Genomic DNA, 23,517 nt, shown 5'->3' with positions numbered 1-23,517 from the left:
TCACCAGGCCAGATCACAAGCTGCGCCCCGGCCCGTCTCGCCGCTGATCCGGGCCAGTCCTGGTCAGCCCGACGTTGCGGCGCGTGAGGGCCTCCTGACGGGCTTGCAGAGCCTCGCGCTCGGCCCGCTGCTGCTCTCGCCGCTGGGTGAGCCATTCAGCGGCCTCAGCGACGGGGCGCGCGTCCAGCTCCGCGATGACCCGCCGCGCCTCGGCTGCCCGTCTCCTGGCGTGTTCGGCGTCTGCTCTGGGGTTGGGGATGCGGAAGGTGCCTCGCATCTGCCGTGCCTGCTCCGCCCCGTACACCTCGACGGTGAGACGATCCCGCTCGACGGCTTGCCGCTGGGCCGTCTGCTGCCTCGCGGCCTCGGTGTCGCTGAGGGCCTGTTCAGCCGCCCGCACCTCGGGGTGGGCGGCGGCATGTCCGTTTGCGATCGTCTGCGCCCACTCGGCGACGGGACGCAAGAGAGACGGGGCGGTGCCCCATGTCTGGGTGACGTGCCGCTCGATCTTCTCGACCGACTCCTCCGCGGTGTCGATGTTCCGGGCGGCGGTGCGCCTGCGCCCGAACCACGCCGCCCGCGCCTCGTCGCGAGCGGCGTGAAGATGCGCGCGAGCCTTCACGAGTTCTTGCCCGTCCGCGCGGGTTCGCGTCTCTACCTCGGCGGTGACCGTTTTGCGGGTGTGCTCGGCGGTCTTCTTCGCATGGGTCACAAGCTCGGCGTGCTCTTCGGCTTCGACGTGATGCGCCTGCTTCTGTGCGGCGAATCGCGCAGCGGCATCCTCGAACAGTGCCGCGTGCTGCTCTGCGCGTTCGATGAGCTGGGTGAGGCGTGCCCGCTCCGTCTGCACGAGCCGCACTGGCCCGTCCTCCACGAGCCCTCGCACAGCATCTGCTGCGCGTTCGGTCGCGTCGGTGAGGCCGCGGTCGGCGCGGTCGCGTTCCATCGCCGCGACGAACTGCTCCCGCGCCTGCTCCTGGCTCTCGGCGACGACGTGCAACAGGTTCTGCTCGCGGCCGCGGGTCATGCCGACATAGACCCCTGCGGCGCTGGTGGCATCGGTGAGGATCGTGTGCGAGCCGGTGACGGTCGCGCCCTGCACCCCGTAGGCGGTGGCCGCATACGACAGGTGTGCGTGCTCGGCCACATACTTGGCCGGGAGCAGTACGGTGCGCTGCCGTTTCCGCCCGTTCCCTGCTTCGCGCACACGCAATGCCCCGTCCTGTTCGACGCGTTGCACGATCCAGTTCTGCCGGTTCGCCACACCGATGCTGGTGTTGTTCTTGCGTGTTTGGATCACGTCCCCGGCACCGATGGGGAGGCCGTCGCTGCCGGTCGCGGTGCGGGTGCCGTCGACCTCACCACGCGCCACTCGTTCCTCCCGGATGCGGGCGTTGACAGTGCGGGCCTCGTCGTTGGACGGGACCGTGACGGCTTCTCCCTCCCGGCTTGGCCTGGCGATGTGCTCGCGCACGTCCTCGTTGCTGGCATGCAGGCGAACGAGGCCGAGCGCGGTGAGCTGGTCGAACACCGCGCCGGGGTTGTCACCGTCGCGCATCCGCACTGTCAGGTCGGCGTAGGCGCGGTCAGTGAAACGGTGCACCTGCGCCATGTCGAACGTGCGCCCGCGGAGCTGTGCGGCCATGTCGAGCACCCCGCCGCGACCCACGGCGGCGAGCTGCGCGCGATCCCCGACGAGCGCGACCGTTGCGCCCGCTTCATCGCAGACAGTCAGGAGGGCGAGGGCGGTGTCTTGGTCGAGCATCCCGGCCTCGTCCACGATCACTCGCTCACCCCGCGCGAGCTGTGCGTCCTTGGACGGGCCGCGGTAGGTGCGTCCGGTGTCGGGGTCGGCGTCGCCGGGTGCGAGGCGCGTCCATACGCCGTCACCGTTCCAGCGCCACCCATGCGCGTGCACGAGCGCCGCAACACTGGTCGCGGGCACACCGAGTTCATCGTGCGCGACCTGCGCGGCGCGCAACGTCGGCGCAACCACCCGCGACACCCGCCCGTGTCGTGCGGCGACCTCGATTGCAGCACCGAGCATCGTCGTCTTCCCGCTACCTGCTGCACCTTCTACAACCACGAGCGGATCGGTCGATGCGACCGCGGCGGCGGCGCGCTCCTGCCCGGCATCCAGCCCGCCCCTGCGCGCCGCCCGGCGCACGTCCGGGTACTCAAGGTCTTGTTGCGAGCTGCGCGCGGAGATGAGGTCGCGCAGCTCCGTCTCCGACTGCACCACCCTGAGCGATGTGAGATGCGCCACATGCTCCGGGGCAGGCGCGCTGGGCGGGAGGATCGAGAAGCAATCCTCCATCGCCAACGATGTTGCGATGTTCACGAACTCGCGTATCTTGGCGGGTGCTGCCTGCACGCCGTACTCGGTCATGATCCGTGTCGCGTGCTCCTGCACCGTATGTCTCGTCCACGCCGAACTACCTGCCGCGCAACGGTCCAGCGCCCGGCTTGCGACGGTCTGCACGGAGAGGTCATCCAGCGACGCCCGCGCACGACGCACCGGCCGGCGCAACGTGTCCGGGTCGTAGCCAGCTTCCCGTAACTCGGTCACCCAGGCCTGCTCTTCGCGGAGGGTCGTGGGCTTCTTCGCGGGCCGCTCGTACGCCCACGCTCTCGCCGCGAGACGCGCGGAGACCACCGGCCCCATTGCCTCGCCCGGATGCGTCGCCTCCCACTCCGCCTCGAGCCGTTCCAGGTGCCTGCGCACTTGCTCGCCGCGCTTGCTCATCACACCGTTGAACCGCTCGAGCTCGACCACCTCACCCGACACCGGATCGAGCGTCAGGCCGTGCCGATCCAGCATCTCCGCAAGCTCAGGGTGCGCGGCGATCACGGCAGTGCCAAGGGCACGGATCGCGCCCTGCTGCCGGAACAGCGCCGCCGTGTCCAGCGCGCGCCACTTCCCGGCCACCCACACGCGAGTGCCGATCTGAAAGTGGATATGCCGGTGCGGATCACCCGCCCGGCTGGTGCGGTGCGACACCGCCACCGTCTGCAACTGCTGGACAGGCACCACCTCCTGCTTGCCGCGCGGCCCGACACGGGTCACGGAGTGCAGGGCGAGCCACGCCTGAATCTCCGCCACCGCGTCCTGTTGCGCCCGGTCGAAAGCGTCGGAGACTTCCGGGTGGAGATCTGCGGCGATGGAGAGCGACTTCGGGGCGTTCACCACCAACTCCGCAAACCGCGGAGACCCCTGCCGCCCTTCCCCCGGCAGACGCGGCCTCCCCATCGACTCACCCGTGAGCGGGTTGAGCCAGTCCACCCAGCCCGCGTATGCCTCCGGGGCGAGCCCCAGCGCGGCGGTCACGTTCCCCTCGCCGTCGAGGGCGGTGAAATCCGCCACGGACGTGTCAGCGCCGAGGTAGTAGTCATCGGCGCGAGAGCGGTCGGCCTCGACATAACGGCGCGCATCGGCCCCGGTTCCCCGGAACAGAATCACACCGCCATACACAGGACTCACCGCCAAGAGTTTCTAATATGGAATCTAAAGTATCTACCACGGTAGCATACGTTCATTCAGAAGGGATATGGTTGGGAGGCTGGAGAATCTTGTGAGTTCTGATGAGCGCCGTAGGTGCTGGGCCGACTGCTGAGTGGGAACCATGCAAGCGAGAAAAGGCAGTGGAACGTGAGGGGAACGAATGTGAACGAACGGAGGGTGCGGTCGCTGACGGTAGCGGTGTGGTTGACGATTGACGCGACGATGGACAATGTCGCCCGGGTCAAGCCCCAGGACGTGGTGTAGCCGTTGGTGATCCTTCGGGTGTTGGTTAGGCGGTGAGCTCGAGGACGGGGTCGCTCACCTCCTCGGTTCCGGTGTCGGGGATGAGGGTGAGTCGGGACTTGGCGAGGATGTCGAGGCCGAGGTAGCGGCGTCCTTCGGCCCATTCATCGGTCTGCTCGGCGAGGACGGCGCCGACGAGGCGGATGATGGCGTCTCTGTTGGGGAAGATCCCGACGGAGTCGGTGCGGCGTCGGATCTCCCGGTTCAATCGCTCATTGGGGTTGTTGGACCAGATCTGCTGCCAGAGGCCCTCGGGGAACCCGGTGAACGCGAGGATGTCCGCTCTCGCCGTGTCGAGGTGGTCGTGCGCGTCGGGGAGCTTGTCGTCGACGTAGTCCAGGAGCCGGTCGAATTGGGCGTTCACGGCCTTCGCGTCGGGCTGGTCATAGACCGAGTGCAGCATGGCTTTGACCGCCGGCCACATGGCCTTCGGCGTCACGGACATCAGGTTCGCGGCGTAGTGGGTGCGGCATCGCTGCCAGACCGCGCCAGGCAGGTTCGCCGCGATGGCCTCCACCAAGCCCTGGTGGGCGTCGGAGGTGACCAGGCGGACGCCGCTGAGGCCGCGGGCGACGAGGTCGGCGAAGAAGCTGTTCCAGGCCGCCCCGGTCTCACTCATCGCGACACGAAGTCCGAGGACTTCGCGGCGTCCGTCGGCGTTGACGCCGGTCGCGACCAGCACCACGGCGTTGATGACTCGGCCGCCTTCGCGGACCTTCATGGTGAGAGCGTCGGCGGCGACGAACGTGAACGGGCCGGCGTCGCCGAGTGGTCGGTGGCGGAACTGGTCGACGTGCTCGTCGAGCTCGGCGGCCATCCGCGACACCCGCGACTTCGAGAGGGAATGGATCCCGAGGGTCTTCACCAGCTTGTCCATCCGCCTCGTCGAGACTCCGGCGAGGTAGCAGTCCGTGATCACGGTGATCAGCGCGGTCTCGGCGCGTTTGCGGCGCTCCAGCAGCCACTCCGGGAAGTACGTTCCCTGCCGCAGCTTCGGGATCACGACGTCGATGGTCCCCACGCGGGTATCGAGGTCGCGGTGTCGGTAGCCGTTGCGTTGCGCGACGCGGTCAGGGCTCGGCGTGCCCCATTCCGCGCCGGCGACGGCGTCCGCATCAGCGGACAACAGCGCGTTGATCGTGGTTTGCAGCAGGTTGCGCATCAGATCTGGCGACGCGTCGGTCAAAGCTTCAGCGAGCACGCTCGCAGGGTCGACAATATGAAGTGCGGTCATCGTGATGATGCCTTTCGAGTGGAGGTTAGAGACTTCTCGAAGGATCACACGGTGACCGCGCTCACGTCGGGAACGACGAGCCGGCCACCGCGAGCTACACCACCTTAAGGGGCACTACTGGTCAGGGATCACCGCGCTCGGCGTGTGGACAGTCGGCACCATTGCTGGGTTGGCGGTGTTCTTCGTATACGTCGGAACGAACTACGCCGGTCCGCTCATTGCAGACGTCCCCTCGGTCACTGATGAGGGTCCCGCAGCTTCGCAGCCGGATACGAGCGGTTCGGATAGGGACTCCGGTATCCCACCCGGCTTTGAAGACACCGGCGCCGGTGTAGCGATTCGATTTGTTGCTGATCCCGTGTGCGAACTTGGCCGGTGCTCGCAGATTGAAGCCATAGCGCTCAGAGACTGTCGCAATGCTCTGTACGTCGAGGCTAACGTGCTGAATGCCGCTGGGACGATCGTTGGTTACACGAATGATCTCCTCGGTTCCGTCCGTAAAGGTGAGAAAGCCGTACTCACGCTGAACGCCTTCAGCGACACTGGAACCAGGATCGAGTTGACCGACGTGTCTTGCTACTGATCCGAACGTGTCTACCCCTTATGTGTGCGGGGTTCGTATGAGTTTCGCAGTGAGTCCCCGTCGCGGAACGGGGACTCACTGACTCGTGCTGGTGGGTCAGACCCCGTGCGCTTCACCACCGACCGTCTGAGCGATCAGCGGTGCGATCTCAGCAGAGTTTGCGACTCCTTCGCTTGAGTTCAGCGTCAGGGCGGAGGTGCCCCACGAGACGTAGATTCCACCGAACGCATCGCTTGCCTCGCCCCACGCCTCTAGCCGCTCCGCGTTTGGAAAGACGTTAATACCCGCATCGAACCCGTTCACGGTCATGCCGAAGCGAGCCTTCGCCCCGGAGAGCTGAACCTCTTCTCGAACGGGCTCGCTGTGTTCGATGCCGAGCTCGTCCAGTGCCGCGACGAACGTGTCGACGGCTTCCTGAATGTCTGACTTCGGCGCTTCCTTGACGTCTTCTGCCTCAACGATCATCGTCTCGACGGGGTCTGAGGTCGGTTCCGGGGTGGTCGTGGGTTTACCGGCGCTGGCACATCCGCAAGGAGCAGCGCGGCGAGCAGCGGAACCGCTGCGGCGACGGCGAGCGAGCGAGACTTCATGGTTCCCCCCTGGTGCGAAAAAGAGCAAGAACGCCCCGAGCCTATTGCAGAGTGTCATCGTCGCCTGTCGCGGAGGCGTGTGGGGGTGACCTTATGAGCGCCCCTGTCGAATGGCGGGATGAGGGCCCCAACCGGCCGCCGGGATGCTTCCGGCGACGTAAGTTACTCGAAGTAGTCTTCGTCGACTTCGACGGCACTGAATTTTTGCTTTTCTTGCACGCCGACCCGATATTTGATCATGAGGTCGACGAGCCTCGACCCGTCGATCAGGATGATCCTCGACTGCACCTTCTGCGCGTAGTCAATTGCTCCCGAAGTGAAAGCGCTAGTGGTGAGGAAGACACCACGTGATGCCCCGAAGCCATGGAGCGCGCCGACGAACGCCTGTATCGGTTCTCGGCCGACGTTATTACCTACCTTGTAGCGCTTCGCCTGGATGTAGACCTGATCGAGGCCGAGTGCGTCTTGGTCGATAAGTCCGTCGATGCCTTCATCATTGCTTCCACCAATGCGCCGACCCCGCTGTGCGGCTCCTCCGTAGCCCATCCTGAGCAGGAGATCCACGACGGCTTGCTCGAAGAAGTCGGGGTGGCTGTTGCGGAGACGGTCGAGCAGGTCATCGCCGACGCTCGCTTCGATACGTGCGACGGCGTCTTCGATCACCTCGATTGGGTCGTAGATCTCGTCGGACGGCTGTTCGGGCACATTGGTGGGCGCGACGGACTCGCGCTTCTCTGGCCAGAACGGCGCGAACACTTCCCGCGCGAGCGCGTAGTCGAAGCCGTCCGGGTATTTTGCGAGGGCAGCTCGACCTGCGTCGTTTATGACATAGTGTCCACGCTCCGGGCGGTCTACCCAATTGGCCTTACCCAAGTGGCTCAGGACCCACCCCATGCGCTGCTCGTAGCGGGACCCGCCTGATTTCAGTGTCTCTGCGCGTGCGCCGTCGCTGACGTCGACGTGCTGGGCCACGGCGTCGAAGATCTCCCGGCGCTGGCGGCTTTTGGCGTCGGAGAGCACTTGAAGTGTCGGGACGACAAATACGGGCCAGATCGGGACGAGGGAGACTTCTTCGGGCATGTGGATCATTATTTCAGGCAGTCGTCACGACCGGGCTCCACACGTTCACCCTGCGGCCACAGCGCGGCTGAATGGGACTCGTTGAACGACGACACCACGAAGTTGGCATCCAATGACCAATCAACACGGGAACGACTAAACGCGTGAACAATCTTGGATGCACGCAGAGTACGGAGTTCCAAGCACCAGTTAGCGCGAGACGCCACTTCCAGTACAATCCAGAATTTCGATGCCGGCCGTTGTGGAAACGTCCGGATCTCCCTGCCATCGCGTCTGAAGCAGAGGGCGGCGATCCGCCCTGGGCGTGTTCGTGCGCCAACCGACTATTGCACGCGAGCCGCAGCCATTTCGCGCAGTGCGGTGAGTCCTCCGTCTACTCGGATGTCCGTCCCGTTCACCCAACTCATCGAGTCGTTAAAGAGGTGCGCGACAACATTCGCCACGTCCGTGGGTTGCCCGAACCTGCCAAGTGCCTCTCGTGCGCCTTCCACCTTGTCTTTGCCGTGATCGGCCTTGAAGTCGTCGAGGATCGGTGTCTCGATGGGCCCGGGGCTGACGGAGTTCACACGAATTCGATGCTCGACAAGCGTTGCCGCCTGCAGTTCGGTCAAGTAGCGCACACACTGTTTGGAGAAGAGGTATGAATGCTCACGAATGGCGGGAGCGTCGGCAGCCATTGCGAGCGCGTCGTCGATCGAGGGGTGTGCACAGAATTGCGCGAGCTCGGGCATCAGTTCCCGCCAGCGATACGCCACGGCTGACGCGAGGTTGACGATTGATCCGCCGGGCACGATCAGAGGCACCAGACCGGTGGTGAGGTCGCGGAGCCCGAACACGTTCACGCGGTGCACCAACTCCCATGGTGCGGTGCCGGGGACGCCGGCGATGTTGGCGACGCCGTGGATGCTCCCCTGCGCGAGATTACGGATGCCGTCGACTGCACGTTCGACGCCCGCTGGTGTGGAGAGATCGGCTTGCACGAACGAGATGTCCTCGGTGGCAGGCGCATCACGGTCCACACCGATCACGGTCGCCCCCAGTGCGCGGAGAACTTCTACGGTCTGCGCACCGATTCCCGATGCGGCGCCGGTGACGACGATCTCAGACGTGTTCATGCATATTCCCTTCGTGGGTTCAACGTGCATCAGTAGTCTCCCGTGCGCGCTGCATGGTGCCGACAGTGTGCACGCATCTGGATACCGTTCTAGGAAACCGCGAAAGGATCGCATCTGCGCTCTGGCTTTCCATCGAACGGAAAGCTTTTGCATCACGCTGATCGGTTCCGCTCATACTTTGACGAAGTCCGACCGCCAGACGACCGACGGAGATCGCGAGAGATGTACGAGAACGAGTACTCGGTTTTCGACCCTGCTGCACTGACGCTGCTGGGCACGGTCCCCGACTTCGGGGAGGCCGACGTCGCGCGCGCAGTCGAGGCCGCTGAGCGCGCTGCCGTGCAGTGGTCGAGGGATCTCGAAGTACGCCGTGTGCTGATGCGCCAGGCTGCGGAGCAGGTGCGCGCACACCAGGCGGATATCGCATCGACGCTGACGCTGGAGCAGGGAAAGCCCGTGCGGGACGCAATGGCAGAAGTCGGTGTCTGCGCCGATCTGCTCGACTACTACAGCACCCTCCCGTTCGAGGACACGGTCCACCTGCCGGAGCGGTCCGGCAGAACCCCGCGCGTGCAGTATCGTCCCGTCGGCGTCGTCGGTGCGATCACGCCGTGGAACTTCCCGCTGTCGCTGCTGATGGTGAAGACGGCACCCGCACTGCTCGCCGGATGCACCGTCGTTGCCCGACCGTCTGCGACGACGCCGATGTCGACGATCCAGCTCTTCGAGGCGCTCGGCCGGGTGCTGCCCGGAGACGTCGTGCAGGTCTGCACCGGACAGGATCGCACAGTCAGTGTTGCGCTGGCGAACCATCCCGGCGTGCGAAAGCTGTCGTTCACCGGGTCGACAGGCGTGGGCATCTCCCTCGCTCAGCGAGCCCTCGGCACGGTGAAGCGTGTCACTCTCGAACTCGGCGGTAACGATCCTGCGATCGTGCTCGAGGATGTGAACATTGAGGCGGTCGCCCGACAGCTCATGGGCAGTGCCTTCAAGAACTCCGGGCAGGTGTGCATGGCCGCCAAGCGGATATACGTCCCGGAGTCGATCGCGTCGTCGTTTGTCGATGCGGCGGCCGCGGTGATCGATGAGTTCACACTCGGGCATGGGCTTGAGCCGGACACATCGCACGGCCCACTGCACAATCAGTCCCAGCTGCAGGTGGTGTCGGGTCTGGTCGATGAGGCTCGTGCCGCCGGCGGACGCGTGGTCACCGGCGGGCGTGCCGCCGAGGTCGGACTGCCGGGTTACTTTTACGAGCCCACACTGGTCGCCGACTGTCGTGCAGGTATGGCGCTGGTCGATCAGGAGCAGTTCGGCAATGCACTGCCGATCGTCGCCTACCGGGATCTTGACGATGCGGTGGCGCAGGCCAACGACAGCGAGTTCGGTTTGGGTGCCTCGGTGTGGGGGACGGATCTGGAGCGGGCGGACGATGTCGCAGGGCGGCTCGAGGCGGGAACCGTGTGGGTGAACCAGCACACGGTCGTCGAACTCGATGCCCCGTTCGGGGGATGGAAGCAGTCGGGACTGGGCAGGGAACGCGGCCGCGCCGGCCTGGACCCGTATCTCGAACCTCGGACGATCAACGTTGCGGAAGCGCTCTGACGACCTCGGGTCTGCTGACTTTCAATGAAAGGCTTTGAACAGATGAACAATTCCGGTGGTGCGCATCTCATCACACTCGGCACGGCGGCCGGACCGGCGATACGGTCTGCAGAGTCGGGCATCGCCAGTGCAGTCGTCGTCGACGGCGCTGCGTATCTCGTCGACTTCGGGCTGGGCATCACGCGTCGGCTGCACGAAGCGGGTCTACAGGGCAAAGATGTGGTCGCCGGCTTCCTGACCCACCTCCACTCGGACCACATGGTCGAACTGCCCGCGCTGCTGTTGTGGAACTGGGGCCGCCAGGTGTCCGGGTTCGTCGAACCGGTGCGATTCTTCGGACCCGGCGCGGATCCGGCGCACCCGGGCACGGCTGGTTTCAGGCAGTTCGTGGAGCGATCCCTGGATGCCTACTCATACGATCTGCGTATCCGCGAACTGGACGAAGGCCGGCCGCCGCTGCGCGACTTGGTCGAGGTCGCGGAGATCACCCCGCCGACCGGTGCGACGGAGCAGGACTGCGAACCGTTCGTCATCTTCGAGGACTCACGGGTGCGCGTCAGCGCCGTCCTCACTCCGCATCCGCCGGTCTTCCCTTCGTACTCGTTTCGATTCGATACCGAGTACGGGTCGATCACATTCTCCGGCGACACTGCTCGAAGTGCCACCCTGGAACGGCTCGCCGCCGATACCGACATCTTGGTGCATGAGGCCGTGAATCTCGATTACTTTCGCGTACGTGGCGCGGACCCTGCCTTCCTGCAGCACCAGGAGCTTTCGCATACCTCGCCGGCGGACGCGGGCCGGGTGGCAGAAGCGGCGCGGGCGCGTACGCTGGTGCTCTCCCACCTGGCGGGAGTCGCGGACGACGAGTATTGGGTATCGGAAGCGCGTTCCACGTACAGCGGGACTATCGCGCGGGCCCGCAGCGGAGACGTATTCTCCCTGGCAACGGAGTCCAGCGCTCCGCAGACGTCACTGGCGCTCTAGGAGGAAGAGATGACAAAGGTCATGGGTTCAGGCTCCCCGTCGATTGACCTGGACGAACCCGCCCGCATCCCCGTTCGCATCGTCAGCAAGGAGGATGTGGCACGGCGCGTGGTCTCGCTCACGCTGGAGCGGGTCGATGGAGGTTCGTTCCATTCCTGGGATCCCGGCGCGCACATCGACATTCACCTGAGCGACGAACTGACGCGGCAGTACTCCCTGTGCCCGGTGCCCGACGGCGACGGCACCAGGCTGCGGATCGCGGTCCTGCGCGAAAGCGACTCCAGAGGCGGGTCGAGTCGAATTCACGAGCACATCGCCGAAGGCGACCTGCTCGCGGTGTCGGAACCGCGCAACAACTTCCCGCTGTTGGCATCACGGAAGTATCTGTTCATCGCGGGCGGGATCGGGATCACACCGATGCTCAGCATGGTCGAGAGAGCACACCGCGAACAGCGGGACTGGACCCTGTACTATCTGGGTTCAAGCTCCGAGGACATGGCGTTCGCGCAGTCGCTGCGCGAACGATACGGCGCCGACCGGGTGGAACTGCACGCCAGTTCGGTCGCCGGGCGCCTGGACCTGCGCACCATTCTGGCGATGCCGAGGGCACACATGCTCGTGTATGCATGCGGGCCGGCTGCCCTCGTCGATGAAGTCCAGGATTATTGCCTCGGGTGGCCCCCTGGTGTCTTGCACGCCGAACTTTTCAGCAACGATGCCCTCGGAAAAGGCAGCAATACCGATCCCTTTGACATCGAGCTCGTTCGCACGGGGCGCACCGTCACGGTGGGGCCCGACGAGACCGTGCTGGACAAGTTGGAGCGGCAGGGGATCAGAATCCTGTCGAGCTGTCGGGCTGGACTGTGCGGAACCTGTGAGGTCGGGGTGGTGCGAGGCGACATCGAGCATCGCGATGCGGTGTTGGACGACGCGACGAAGGATGCCGGCGACGTCATGCTGGTGTGTGTCTCGCGGGCGGCGGCCGGCTGCCACACGCTTGCACTTGATATTTGATTTGACACGCAATCGAGAAGGGAAAGAACATGACGACTCCGGTAGAGGTCGTGGCGCCGGCATCGGTCAAGGGAGACCCGTACAGCGTTGAGAACATCACGAACCCGTATCCGCTGATCCAGCGCATCCGAGAGGCCGGCCCCGTGTGCTGGCTCGAAGACATCGGGGTGTTCGCAGTGGGCGGGTACGAGGAAGTCTGGGAGATCCTCACCGACTTCGAGACCTTCAGCTCAGCGGGTGGGCTGGGCCCGAAGGACATTCGCAAGCAAGCGGCGTGGCGGCCTCCGAGCATCCTCGAATCAGACCCGCCGACGCACACCGTCATGCGGCGTGCGCTTGCCGGCGTCATCAACCCGAATGTGTCCCGACAGCTGCGCGCGCGCATCACTGAGCCGGCAGACAGTCTCGTCGACCGCGTGCTTGCGCAGGGCGAGATTGAAGTCATCAGTGAGCTCGCTGAGCCATTCCCGCTCAAGGTGATTCCGGACTTGCTCGGTGTTCGGCACGAAGGGCGTGAGGCGCTGTTGCCGTACGGAAATATCGTGTTCAACGCGTTCGGTCCGGAGAACGCGATCCTGACTCGCGCCGCCGCCCGCGCCGATGAGCTCTCGCGCCTCATTCTCGAGAGCTGCACGTATGAGTCACTCGATCCGGACGGTCTCGGCGTGCGGATATGGGATCGAGTGCACGAAGGGCTCATTACCGACGAGCAGGCGCAATTGCTGATGCGCGCGCTGCTCTCGGCCGGAGTCGATTCGACTGTGCTGGCCATCGGCAATCTGCTTGCCGTGCTGGCCGAGCGTCCGGAGGCGTGGGCGCGTCTGCGTCGCGAGCCGCACCTGGCCAAGTTCGCCATCGACGAATCGCTCCGGTTCGAGTCGCCGTTCCAGAAGTTCCATCGGACTGTCAGTGCCGATACGGTGCTCGGCGGCGTGCGTTTGCCGAAGGATGCCAAGGTACTGCTGTTCCTCGGCGCTGCGAACCGCGACCCGCGCAAGTGGGGCGATGACGCCGACACATTCGATCTCGACCGCAACGCGTCCGGACATGTCGGCTTCGGCATGGGCCTGCATCAATGCATCGGGCAACCGATCGCCCGCGTCGAGATCGAGACGCTTCTCCAGTCGCTGCTGGAGCGGGTCGAGTCCATTGAACCGACCGCCGAGTTCGAACCTCTGGTGCACAACTCGCTTCGTGGCTACGCGCGCATCCCGGTTCGCCTGATTCCGGCGTGAACTCCGACCCGCGCCTGGGGAGCACGCTCCCAAAGCTGCATTCCCGGGCGTGGCCGCTGCTGATCCTCGGGGGAGTGCTCTCGGCTGCGCACATCTGGAAACTGGCCGGGGCACTGCCGGAGCTGCTGGCCACCTTTCAGATGTCACTCGTCAGCGCGGGAGTCCTTTTCGCGATCATCCAGGCGGCCAGCATCGTCGGTGGGCTGCCCACCGCTTGGCTTGCCGGTGCGGTTGGCGTCAAACGTCTCGCGTGCGGCGGACTGGTGCTGCTGGCAGTGGCATCAGCGGCGGGCGCCGGCGTTGACAGCTACCTTGCGCTCGTGCTGCTTCGTGGACTCGAAGGCGTCGGCTTTCTGGTGTTCACCGTGCTCGCACCATCGCTGATCGCCGCGCACGCAGCACCCCTCCAGCGGGACTTCGCAGTCGGTGCATGGGCGATGTTCCAAGGGATCGCGGCGTTCCTCGGGCTTGCGCTGACCCCGATCGTGCTGACTGTGATGTCGTGGCGCACGTGGTGGTTGATATTGGCGCTGGCGACACTGGTGCTGTCGCTCGTCCTCACGCTCGCCCTGCCACCCGATGCGCAGCGGCCGGCGCCGGGAGACGGCGCAGGATCGGGTGGCCGGTGGGGGCTCAGCGGTGTGCTGGCATCACTGAAGACCGGGAGGATCTGGCTCGCCGGGGTGGCATTCGCGTGCTACAGCGGCCCCTGGCTCGCGGTGCTCGGATTCCTGCCGACGGTATTCGACGGGGTCGACAGCATCGGGCCCGGATTCGTGGGCCTCCTCGCGGGAATGGTCGGGCTCGCTAATGCGGCCGGCGCGCTGCTCGGCGCACGCCTCATGCACGCGGGCATGCGCATCACGCGGCTCGTTCAGTGGTGCTTCGGGGGCACCGCGCTCAGCATCATCTGCGCGTTCGCTGTCGACATGCACACGTCCGCACAGGTGATCTGGGTCACCTGCTGGCTTGCAGTGTTCTCCGCGCTCGGCGGCATCATCGCTGCAGCGCTGACGCGTCTGGGCGTCACGATCACGCCCCGGAGCAGTTCGCCGCCGGTGACGTTCGGGCTCATGCAGCAGATCTTCAACGTCGGCAACCTCGTAGGGCCCCCTCTGCTCGCCATCATCGTCGGCGCGGTCGGCGGTTGGCAGGGGAGCATGGTGCTCGTGGGTGCGGCAGCGGCGCTCGGAATCAGCTGCGTCCTTCTGATCGCTCACCTGCTCCGGCCCCCTGCGGCGGAGTGATGTTGCTGAGCTGTGTCACAGTTCCGGGTCGTCGGACGGGTACAGGCTGGTCGCGAGATCGATGAACCGTTCGGCGGTCACACTGAGCGGCCGCTGCGTGGAGTGAAACATCGCCACTTCAAGTGGGGCGATCGGTTCGATGGGCTCGCGCAACGCAAGCCCGTTCGGCGAGGTCTGGAGAACGGTCGCCGGCATCAGCGACATCCCGATACCGGCCTGGACGAGCGGAACCGAGGTCTGCAACGTTCGAACCCGCTGCACCGGCGGAGGGGTCAAACCCAGCGTGTGCCAGATCTCGTCAAACAACTCCGGGAGACCACGGATTCGCAATGAGCGGCGAGGAAGGATCCAGGTGTGGTCATGCAACTCCCGGAACGAGACCCGATCCGACCCCGTGCTCAATTCGACCGGCATGCAGATCTTGAGCGGCATCAGGCTGAGCCGGGTGACCGCGAGCGACGTTCGATACGAGTCCTGCAGCTGCCGGTGGCTCAGCGTCGCAATGAGTCCGATGTCTGCGGAGCCGTCGATCACCGCTTCGATGACTTCGATTGGTGGTGGGTCGTCCAGATCCAAGCGCACCTGCGGGTGTCGGACCGCGAACGCGCTGAGAAGCTCGGGCAGCACAAGCCAGCTCACCGTCGGCACGCAGGCGATCCGCAACGGTTCCTCTGCCGCGAAGAAACCATGTCGGGTGAGCTCCTCCAGCTCGTCCAGATCTGCCATCAGCTGGGAAGCTCGCTGCGCGAAATGAGCGCCGACCGGGGTGAGCGTGACGCCTCGAGACTCCCGGATGAACAGTGCGTGCCCAAGGTTCGATTCCAACTGGGCGATCGCTTGTGACAGCGGCGGCTGTGACATGTGCAGGCTCTCGGCCGCGCGCGAGATGGACCCTTCCGACGCGACACGAAGGAAGTATCTCAACAGTCGGAAATCCATATCCACAGCATATGGCAGACGCAAGAACTGCGTATTAGACGTATGGTGTGGCGGGTGTCAGACTTCAATGAGTCTCGACGGCGAGACCCTTCTCCTGAAGGCAACGCTGCTTACAGCAAAGGACAGTTCGTGGAAACCGTCACCAAGCCTCTGCCCCCGAAGCAAGGCATCGCGGCGCCCATCACCACACTGATCGGAACGGCTTCGCGTCGCAGCCGGCGTCGCCGGGACGCCTCGCCGGCGGCACGTTTCTGGCAGCCGACACTTGCGGTGATCGCGGTGCTGCTGCTCTGGGAAGTCAGCTCGCGAACGGGCCTTGTGCCGAGCAGCGCCCTGCCGCCGTTCAGTGAAGTGATGTCGGCCGTGCCGGCCCTGGTCACCAGTGGTGATTTCTGGGCTGCCACCGGACAGACCCTCTTCAGTACCGTGGTCGGACTGGTCATCATGGCCATCATCGCGTTTCCGATGGCGATCCTTACCGGACTCTCAAAGTTCGCGAGGGAATCGACGTCGCTTCCGTTCGAGCTGTTGAAGCCGATCCCGCCGGTGGCGATGATCCCGCTCGGTTTACTGCTGTGGGGCCCGTCGGAGACCATGAAGCTCGTGCTGATCGTGTTCGGCGCGTTCTGGCCGTTCTACACCCAGCTCACCTACGGTGTTCGAGAGATCGACACGGTCGCTTCTGACATGGCGAAGAGTTACCGGCTTTCACCGTGGACGGTGATCACTCGCGTGTACCTTCCGAGCCTGCTGCCGTTCGCCACCACCGGGTTCCGCGTGTCGGCATCGATCGCCCTCATCGTCTCAGTGGTGACTGAGCTGATCGGCGGAGCTCGAGGCCTCGGTCGCAGTATCATGGTGGCGCAGTCCTCCGGCAGTCTCGACACGATGTACGCGCTCATCCTGTTCACGGGTGTCCTCGGTCTGACGATCAACTACCTCCTCGAGGCCGCGGAGCGTCCGCTGCTGTTCTGGCACGCCACGTACCGAAAGGAGGCAGCATCGTGACCGCTCGACGCAACTACCTCAAGCCCGGTTACTGGGTCACCCGACTCTGGCTCTTGGTGCTGCTGCTTGCAGTGTGGTGGGTGGCATCCGACCAATCACAGTCGATGTATTTCCCTCCACTGCGAGTCATCCTCACCACGTTCGTCGAGCAGTGGGTGCCCGGCATCGGCACCAATGTGACCACGGATCTCCTGCCCTCGCTCGGAAAGTTCATCGCTGGTTTCCTCATCGCGGCGGGCCTGGGTGTCATCCTTGGCACCGTGCTCGGCCTGGTTCCGTGGCTGCGGCGCTCAACCGAGCCGATCGTCCAGTTCCTGCGCTCGTTGCCGCCGCCGGTCCTCCTGCCTGTGGCGCTGCTCTTTTGGGGAATCACCGCAGAGATGAACATCGCAATGATCGTCATCGGTGCGATCTGGCCGACGGTGATGAACACGACGGCGGGTGTGCGAGCCGTCTCGAAGGAGCTCGAAGACTTCTCAGCGGTGTACCGGCTCAACTTCAGGGAGCGCCTGTTCAAGGTGATCCTTCCCAGTGCCGGCCCGCAGATCTTCTCGGGGCTGCGCGTCACGCTCCAGCTGTCGGTGATCCTCATCGTCGTCAGCGAGATGGTCGCGGCCACCCAGGGGGTGGGGTATTTCGTCCTGCACTCGCAGCAGACGTTCGCAGTCGTCAACACCTGGACGGGCACAATCGTGCTCGGCATCATCGGCTATCTCGCGTCGGTCATCTTCCTGGTGCTGGAGAAGCGGGCGCTGAAGTGGCAGTACGGCATGCGCGCCGAGCTCGCAGGAAGTTAGGAGTGGACAGATGTATTCAATCGATGGAGGTGCTCACGTGACCACCGAGAAGGTTCTCGAACTCAAGGGAGTCGAGAAAAGCTATGGGTCGAATCGAGTGCTCGCCGGTGTCGACTTCGCGCTGAACCGTGGGGAGCTGGTGTGCGTCGTGGGTCCGTCCGGATCCGGGAAGACCACGCTGCTGCGCTGCATCTCGGCACTCAGCGAACCGACCGCGGGGTCGGTCGAGTTCGAAGGCGAGATCGTCAACGGTCCGCCGGAGAAACTCGCGGTCATCTTCCAGGACTACTCGCGAAGCCTGCTGCCCTGGATGACGGTGTACAAGAACATCGAGTTGCCCATCCGCAAGAAGTTCTCAGCCGCTGAGCGCCGCGAGCGCATCGAAGAGATTCTGCGCAACGTCGGGCTCGAGGGGAAGGGCGACCTCTACCCGTGGCAGATGTCCGGCGGGATGCAGCAGCGCGCGGCGATCGCACGTGGCCTGGCCTATCAGCCGGATGTGCTGCTCATGGACGAGCCCTTCGCTGCGGTGGACGCCCAGACCCGCATCGATCTCGAGGACCTCGTGTTGCGTGTTCGCGACAAGTACAACATGTCGATCCTGTTCGTGACGCACGACATCGACGAGGCCGTCTATCTCGCGGACCGTGTGATCGTCCTGTCTGGTGCGCCGACGACGGTCAGTCACAACGTGGTGGTGGACGTCCCTTCGCCTCGGGACCAGATCACGACAAAGGCGAACCCGCGGTTCGTCGAACTCCGAACGTTCGTCTTCGAACAGATCCAGGCTGCCAAAACTCGCGTGTAGTCCGATTGCCTCACGCAGAACCCATCGAAAGGAACCCTATGCGGTCACGCACTCTTCTCACCACGGTGGCGCTGCTTGGCGTCGCAGCGCTGACACTGACGGCCTGCTCAGGTGAATCAGCCGGCAATGAAACATCCGGCGAGGCATCCGGAACCGAGCGCCATTCCGTCACCGTCGGCATTATCCCCGTCGCCGAGTTCAACACCGTGTACATCGCACAGGATCAGGGCTTCTTCGACGAAGTCGGGCTCGATGTGCAGATCGAGGTGCAATCGAACGCGGCGTCGATCGTTCCTTCGGTCATGAACGGTCAACTCACGTTCGGCACCGCAGCCACTCCTCCGTTCCTCGTCGCAGCGGAGCAGGGTCTGCCGGTTCGGGCGATCGCGAACGCGGCGAACACCGCGGACTCTGCAGAAGCCGACACGGGGGCCATCGTCGTCGCGGCTGACAGTGCGATCACCACGCTCGAAGACCTCGAAGGCAAGATCGTCGCGACCAACGCGCTGAGCTCGCTGCCGCACGTCGCCGCAGCCGCTCAGCTTGCCGAGGCCGGAGTCGACATCGACGCGGTGCAGTTCGTCGCCATGCCGTTCCCCGACATGCAGGGCGCACTGGAACAGGGGCGCGTGGACGCTCTACTCTCTGTCGAGCCGTTCATGACAGCCGCACTGAGCGCCGGGGGAGTGTCGCTGTCCCCCATGTACGCCGGCGTGTACGAGTCCGGCACGACGCACACGCTCTTCTTCACCTCGCAGGCCTTCCTGGAGGAGAGCCCGGAAGTGGTCGAGAAGTTCCAGGAGGCGATCGCGAAAGCCAATGCTTTCGTCGCCGCGGACGACACGGAACTGCGCCAGGCGCTGATCACCTACGGGAAGATGAGCGAGGAGGTCGCCAGCACCGTCAAGCTGCCGGTGTACAACACGGAATTCAACGTACCCGGTATCGAGTACATGGCATCGCTGATGGTCGACACCGGATTCATCTCGTCGGTGCCGGATGTGTCGACCTTCTTCATCCAGAAGTGACATGAATCCTGAACGCGCTGCAGATTCGCCTGGGAGGTCCGGACGCTCCGTGACCTCCCGGGCACTCTCAGTGCTCGACACCTTCGATGGCGCGCATCGAGCGTTGTCGGTCTCGGAGATCGCGAGACGTGCAGGCATGCCCGTCGCAACCGCGCACCGGCTGGTCGGGGAATTGTGCCGATGGGGCGCGCTGGAATCAACGCCTACTCAGCACTACGTGGTGGGGCGGCGACTTTGGGAGATCGCGCTGCTGTCACCGCGACGCAGCAACATCATCGAACTCGCCTCCCCGCACATGCAAGACGTCCTCTATGAGACGCAGAGTGTCGTGAACCTGTTCGTTCTCGACGGCACCGAAGCCGTGCTCGTCACCCGCATTTCCGGGACGAACGTCGGTGACCCGCTGCGCCAGGTCGGGGAACGGCTCCCGCTGCACGCGAGCGCTGCGGGAAAGGTGCTGCTCGCGTACGGATCAGATGCACTGCGCGAGAGTCTGCGGCGGAGTGGACTTCGGGCGTTCACACCACACACCATCGACTCGCACGAACAGCTGGCGGCAGAGTTGGTGCAGGTGCGACGGGCCGGCTACGCAGTGACGAACGAGGAACTGGGCGTCAACAACTTCGGAATCGCAGTTCCCGTGGTTGAACACGGGGTGACCAGATTGGCGCTGGGAGTCGTTACCAAGGAAGCCCCGCGAAACATCGGCATCATCGTGCCAGTCCTGCGACTGGCCGCCCGAGCGATCGCTCGGAAAGTGGAGGCGGATGGACTGTCGATCGATCCCGTGCGGCTCGGACGCGCCGCCGAAGCAGTCCTGGGGGCGTGACGATGGCTCGAGGGCAAAGCCGACGGTTTCCGGCGTCCGTGTATGCGCACGGCGAGGAGCCGGATGCACGGTTTACGCTTGCGAATGAACGTACGTTCCTCGCCTGGATCCGTACCGCTCTCGCGATGATCGCGGCGGGCGTCGCGTTGGAGCTATTGGGGCCTGCGATGCATCCCGCTTTTCGGTTGGCAGCTTCGCTCGTGCTGCTCGGCACCGGCGTCGCGCTTCCTCCGTTCGCGTGGGCGGGCTGGATGCTCACCGAGCGAGCGCTGCGGTTGGCGAGACCACTCCCGCGTTCACTGATCGGGCCGTGGCTCGGGCTAGCGGTCGTCGTCGCCGGTGTGCTGGCCGGCATCGCGATCTTGGCCGGGGGCTGAGGTGCTCGCGGATCCCGGCCTGCAGCCGGAGCGCACAGAACTGGCGTGGCGTCGAACGTCACTCGCCGTTGCCCTGGGCTCGCTGGTGGCACTGCGCGTCCTCCCTGATGCGCTGCAAGACCCGCGATGGATGCTCGCCGGGGTCGGGGGCGTGGCGGCTGCCGCTGTGATGTGGCTGACAGCACGCGCACGATACAGACGGGTCGCTGCGGTGATGCGTGGGCTTGGGTCCGTCCAAATGCCCGGCGGTGCGGCGCTCGCCGTCATCGGGGCAGGCGCTCTCGCCTTGGGACTAGGTTCGACGATCATCGTGTTGCGTCTCGCTATCTGAAGCGGCTGATTCCACGTGGCGTGCCGTTCTTGAGTTTCGGGGTTGCGGGATCGCGTGCTGGTGCGTGTCTCGAGGATGGTGGCTGCGCTATCGTCCATCTCACAGGCCTTCATTCCTGTGTGCCGATTCGAGAGGTGAGACTTGCCGATGCCCCAGCCCGCTCGGTCCCTCGCGCAGTAGTGCCCCATAAAGTGGTGTAGCCCGCGGTGGCCGGCTCGTCGCTTCCGACGTAGGCGCGGTCACCGTGTGATCCTTCGAGGAAACTCTCACATCCCACTCGAAAGGCATCATCACGATGACCGCACTTCATATTGTCGACCCTGCGAGCGTGCTCGCTGAAGCCCTGACCGACGCGTCGCCCGATCTGATGCGTTCGCTGTTGCAGACCACGATCAACGCGCTGTTGTCCGCGGACGCGGATGCCGTCGTCGGAGCGGAATGGGGAACGCCCAGCCCCGACCGAACAGCGCAACGCAACGGGTACCGGCACCGCGACCTCGACACCCGCGTCGGCACGATCGATGTCGCGATTCCAAAGCTGCGCCAAGGCACCTACTTCCCAGAATGGCTACTCGAGCGCCGCAAACGAGCCGAGACCGCGCTGATCACCGTCGTCGCGGACTGCTACCTCGCCGGAGTCTCGACCCGCCGGATGGACAAGCTCGTGAAGACCCTCGGGATCCACTCGCTATCGAAGTCGCAGGTGTCACGGATGGCGGCGGACCTCGATGAGCACGTCGACCAGTTCCGCCACCGCCCCCTCGACGCGGCGGGACCGTTCACGTTCGTCGCCGCCGACGCGCTCACGATGAAGGTCCGTTAGGGCGGCCGCGTGATCAACGCGGTCGTGCTCGTCGCGACCGGCGTGAACGGAGACGGGCATCGCGAAGTCCTCGGGCTGCGGGTCGCGACATCGGAGACCGGAGCTGCCTGGAACAGCTTCTTCGCCGACCTCGTCGCCCGCGGCCTGGCCGGGGTCCGCCTCGTCACCTCCGACGCTCACGCCGGGCTCGTCGACGCGATCGCCGCGAACCTTCCCAGAGCTGTCTGGCAGAGATGCCGCACCCACTACGCGGCGAACCTGATGAGTGTCTGCCCGAAGAGCATGTGGCCGGCCGTGAAAGCGATGCTCCACTCCGTCTACGACCAACCCGACGCCGAAGCCGTCAACGCCCAGTTCGACCGGCTCCTGGACTACGTCGACGAGAAGCTCCCCGACGCGTTCGAACACCTCGACACCGCCCGCGCGGACATCCTCGCGTTCACACAGTTCCCCGACGGGCTCTGGCAGCAGATCTGGTCCAACAACCCCAACGAGCGCCTCAACCGCGAGATCCGTCGCCGCACCGACTCGGTCGGCATCTTCCCCAACCGCGACGCGATCATCCGCCTCGTCGGCGCGGTCCTCGCCGAGCAGACAGACGAATGGGTCGAAGGACGCCGCTACCTCGGACTCGAGATCCTCGCCAAGAGCCGCCTCACTCTCCTCCCCGACACCGGAAGCGAGGTGACCTCCGAACACGTCCTCGAACTCAGCGCCTAACCAACAGAAGAAGGATCACCACCGGCTACACCACGCACTGGGGCTTGACCTGCAGTCGACCCCGCGCATCTGGCCCGGATGCTTCGGCTGCGCCGCGAAAAGTGCTAACGAAAGTGCTAAGCAACCTGTAGGTCGGGGTATCGCGGTGGACTTATCCACAGGGCACATGCCGTAGATCGTTGATTTTATGCGGCAGAACGCCGTATGGAGATTCGCGGCGCTCGGGGGTCGAGGTCAGTTCAAGTCCCCCCTCGCGCACGCGGGTGGTGTCGCGAAATTAGCGAGACCACTATCGTGAAATTGGAAAATGGCTCGGATCAGCACCCTGATCTGAGCCATTTCTCGTCTCAGCGACGCTCATAGCGCCGCCACCCACCCCGAAATGGCGCCACCGGCGGAATCAGCCGTAACGCAGAAACGACGAATAACCCTTTCGGGCTATTCGTCGTTTCAGATATTCAGTTCAAGTGCGCTGGAGTATGACTACTCCGTCGCGACTTCGGGTAGTGCCGCCTCGGCAGCACTGAGCACGTGCGTTTCAGTGTTGTGGTTCAGTCGGCAGCCGCGGGTATCGCGCCGCTTCCGCACACGGTGCTTGGGCTGACCGTCACTGTCGGTGGCGTTGAGCTTGATGAGGCCCTGGATGATGCGACGGATGTTCGTCGCGACGGAAGCGATCATCGACGCGAAGTAGTTGTACGCGTACCCGCGGCCCGTGCGCACCACTTGCTGAGCAAGATTTGTGCTTCCGGGTCGCTTCAGCAGCATGTTGCTCATCTCGACCTGGTTCCGCTGCCCATACGCACGGAACCAGTCCTCTGACTTCCAGGGGAACTTCTGCAGGTGCTTGATGACGTCCTTCTCGAGGCCGAGCGTCACACTCCCCCGCGGGTTGTCCTTCGTGATCTTCCCCGTGCCAGGGTCAAACCCCACGTAGGTGCGCGGGTCAGGGTAGGTGAACCGCTGATGCCCATCAGCGTCGATCTTGCCCTTCGGGATCATTTGGTAGACCGCTCGCGCCGCGTGAATTTCTTCGCGCTTTTCGAGCGTGTACGGCTTCCCCGGCACCGACCCCTGGGGGCCGAGGTCCGTGTACTTGTAGTCGTAGACCGGACTATCTCGGTGCCGTGGAAAACCATTTCTGAGGGGTCTGCGGATCCCTTTCGGGCTATTCGTCGTTTCAGATATTCAGTTCACGGGTGCCGGAGTGAAATCACTCCATCGCGACTTCGGGTGGCACGGAAGCCCAGCAGTCGGGTTCTCAACACTCGGTGTATATCAACAGGAGCTCGAAACATTGTGGCCGGGCATCCGATCCGCGTGCCGGGAAACGATCCAGCCCGTCAACACGCTATTGCGAAA

At 64.6% G+C, this 23,517-nt stretch carries 20 protein-coding genes and 1 pseudogene; 14 read left to right on the top strand and 7 right to left on the bottom strand.

Annotated features, from left to right (window positions below; all coding sequences use genetic code 11):
• Positions 1 to 13 precede the first annotated feature (13 nt).
• Together mobF and ACR0R4_RS01330 are read right to left on the bottom strand one after the other, a co-directional pair.
• The gene (gene mobF / locus ACR0R4_RS01335) at positions 14 to 3,481 is read right to left on the bottom strand and encodes a MobF family relaxase (RefSeq protein WP_433645527.1); all 3,468 of its coding nucleotides are present in this window, start codon (positions 3,479 to 3,481) and stop codon (positions 14 to 16) included.
• A gap of 310 nt (positions 3,482 to 3,791) precedes the next feature.
• Positions 3,792 to 5,039: an IS256 family transposase gene (locus ACR0R4_RS01330; protein WP_433645526.1), complete on the bottom strand. Its 1,248-nt coding sequence runs from the start codon at positions 5,037 to 5,039 to the stop codon at positions 3,792 to 3,794.
• 142 nt (positions 5,040 to 5,181) lie between these two features.
• Here ACR0R4_RS01330 and ACR0R4_RS01325 point away from each other — a divergent pair, with 142 nt between their 5' ends.
• Positions 5,182 to 5,622, top strand: coding sequence for a hypothetical protein (locus tag ACR0R4_RS01325; protein ID WP_433645525.1), 441 nt, complete (start codon positions 5,182 to 5,184; stop codon positions 5,620 to 5,622).
• 96 nt (positions 5,623 to 5,718) lie between these two features.
• Here ACR0R4_RS01325 and ACR0R4_RS01320 read toward each other — a convergent pair whose 3' ends face one another.
• The 3 genes from ACR0R4_RS01320 to ACR0R4_RS01310 form a co-directional block, all read right to left on the bottom strand.
• Entirely contained in the window at positions 5,719 to 6,087 is a 369-nt protein-coding gene (locus tag ACR0R4_RS01320) for a hypothetical protein (protein ID WP_433645524.1), read from the bottom strand.
• Between the two features lie 287 nt (positions 6,088 to 6,374).
• A complete protein-coding gene (locus ACR0R4_RS01315) occupies positions 6,375 to 7,292 on the bottom strand; it encodes a restriction endonuclease (RefSeq protein WP_433645523.1) in 918 nt (305 codons plus the stop codon).
• Between the two features lie 323 nt (positions 7,293 to 7,615).
• Positions 7,616 to 8,407 (bottom strand): coniferyl-alcohol dehydrogenase, encoded by a 792-nt coding sequence (locus ACR0R4_RS01310; RefSeq protein ID WP_433645522.1) that lies wholly within the window; start codon positions 8,405 to 8,407, stop codon positions 7,616 to 7,618.
• Positions 8,408 to 8,629: 222 nt separating this feature from the next.
• Between ACR0R4_RS01310 and ACR0R4_RS01305 the strand changes: the two genes are divergently transcribed.
• From ACR0R4_RS01305 to ACR0R4_RS01285, 5 genes are read left to right on the top strand one after another with little or no spacing between them, the layout of a single operon-like run.
• The gene (locus ACR0R4_RS01305) at positions 8,630 to 10,012 is read left to right on the top strand and encodes an aldehyde dehydrogenase family protein (RefSeq protein ID WP_433645521.1); all 1,383 of its coding nucleotides are present in this window, start codon (positions 8,630 to 8,632) and stop codon (positions 10,010 to 10,012) included.
• A 42-nt stretch (positions 10,013 to 10,054) separates the two neighbouring features.
• On the top strand, positions 10,055 to 10,999 hold the full coding sequence (locus ACR0R4_RS01300) for an MBL fold metallo-hydrolase (RefSeq protein ID WP_433645520.1): 945 nt from the start codon (positions 10,055 to 10,057) through the stop codon (positions 10,997 to 10,999).
• Between the two features lie 9 nt (positions 11,000 to 11,008).
• A complete protein-coding gene (locus tag ACR0R4_RS01295) occupies positions 11,009 to 12,013 on the top strand; it encodes a PDR/VanB family oxidoreductase (RefSeq protein WP_433645519.1) in 1,005 nt (334 codons plus the stop codon).
• Positions 12,014 to 12,042: 29 nt separating this feature from the next.
• Entirely contained in the window at positions 12,043 to 13,248 is a 1,206-nt protein-coding gene (locus ACR0R4_RS01290; RefSeq protein WP_433645518.1) for a cytochrome P450, read from the top strand.
• Positions 13,245 to 14,495, top strand: coding sequence for an MFS transporter (locus tag ACR0R4_RS01285; RefSeq protein WP_433645517.1), 1,251 nt, complete (start codon positions 13,245 to 13,247; stop codon positions 14,493 to 14,495). Before ACR0R4_RS01290 ends, ACR0R4_RS01285 begins: the two co-directional genes overlap by 4 nt.
• Before the next feature lie 15 nt (positions 14,496 to 14,510).
• Here the strand turns inward: ACR0R4_RS01285 and ACR0R4_RS01280 are convergent, their stop codons facing one another.
• The gene (locus ACR0R4_RS01280) at positions 14,511 to 15,434 is read right to left on the bottom strand and encodes a LysR family transcriptional regulator (protein ID WP_433645516.1); all 924 of its coding nucleotides are present in this window, start codon (positions 15,432 to 15,434) and stop codon (positions 14,511 to 14,513) included.
• 129 nt (positions 15,435 to 15,563) lie between these two features.
• Here ACR0R4_RS01280 and ACR0R4_RS01275 point away from each other — a divergent pair, with 129 nt between their 5' ends.
• The 8 genes and pseudogenes from ACR0R4_RS01275 (at position 15,564) to ACR0R4_RS01240 (ending at position 22,155) form a co-directional block, all read left to right on the top strand.
• Positions 15,564 to 16,442 (top strand): ABC transporter permease, encoded by an 879-nt coding sequence (locus ACR0R4_RS01275; protein WP_433645515.1) that lies wholly within the window; start codon positions 15,564 to 15,566, stop codon positions 16,440 to 16,442.
• Positions 16,439 to 17,239, top strand: a complete 801-nt coding sequence (locus tag ACR0R4_RS01270) for an ABC transporter permease (protein ID WP_433645514.1) — start codon at positions 16,439 to 16,441, stop codon at positions 17,237 to 17,239. The genes ACR0R4_RS01275 and ACR0R4_RS01270 overlap by 4 nt, the downstream gene beginning before the upstream one ends.
• A gap of 37 nt (positions 17,240 to 17,276) precedes the next feature.
• A complete protein-coding gene (locus tag ACR0R4_RS01265) occupies positions 17,277 to 18,047 on the top strand; it encodes an ABC transporter ATP-binding protein (protein ID WP_433645513.1) in 771 nt (256 codons plus the stop codon).
• Between the two features lie 38 nt (positions 18,048 to 18,085).
• On the top strand, positions 18,086 to 19,075 hold the full coding sequence (locus tag ACR0R4_RS01260; protein WP_433645512.1) for an ABC transporter substrate-binding protein: 990 nt from the start codon (positions 18,086 to 18,088) through the stop codon (positions 19,073 to 19,075).
• A 1-nt stretch (position 19,076) separates the two neighbouring features.
• On the top strand, positions 19,077 to 19,904 hold the full coding sequence (locus ACR0R4_RS01255) for an IclR family transcriptional regulator (protein WP_433645511.1): 828 nt from the start codon (positions 19,077 to 19,079) through the stop codon (positions 19,902 to 19,904).
• Positions 19,905 to 19,906: 2 nt separating this feature from the next.
• On the top strand, positions 19,907 to 20,281 hold the full coding sequence (locus ACR0R4_RS01250; RefSeq protein WP_433645640.1) for a YidH family protein: 375 nt from the start codon (positions 19,907 to 19,909) through the stop codon (positions 20,279 to 20,281).
• Position 20,282: 1 nt separating this feature from the next.
• Entirely contained in the window at positions 20,283 to 20,612 is a 330-nt protein-coding gene (locus tag ACR0R4_RS01245) for a DUF202 domain-containing protein (RefSeq protein ID WP_433645510.1), read from the top strand.
• 295 nt (positions 20,613 to 20,907) lie between these two features.
• Positions 20,908 to 22,155, top strand: a pseudogene (locus ACR0R4_RS01240) (IS256 family transposase).
• A gap of 483 nt (positions 22,156 to 22,638) precedes the next feature.
• Here the strand turns inward: ACR0R4_RS01240 and ACR0R4_RS01235 are convergent.
• Entirely contained in the window at positions 22,639 to 23,223 is a 585-nt protein-coding gene (locus ACR0R4_RS01235; protein WP_433645509.1) for a hypothetical protein, read from the bottom strand.
• Positions 23,224 to 23,517: the final 294 nt, after the last annotated feature.

The sequence above is a fragment of the Leucobacter fengyongliangi genome, from assembly GCF_050971685.1.
Classification (GTDB): domain Bacteria; phylum Actinomycetota; class Actinomycetes; order Actinomycetales; family Microbacteriaceae; genus Leucobacter.
This window is presented reverse-complemented; position numbering and strand designations above follow the sequence as displayed.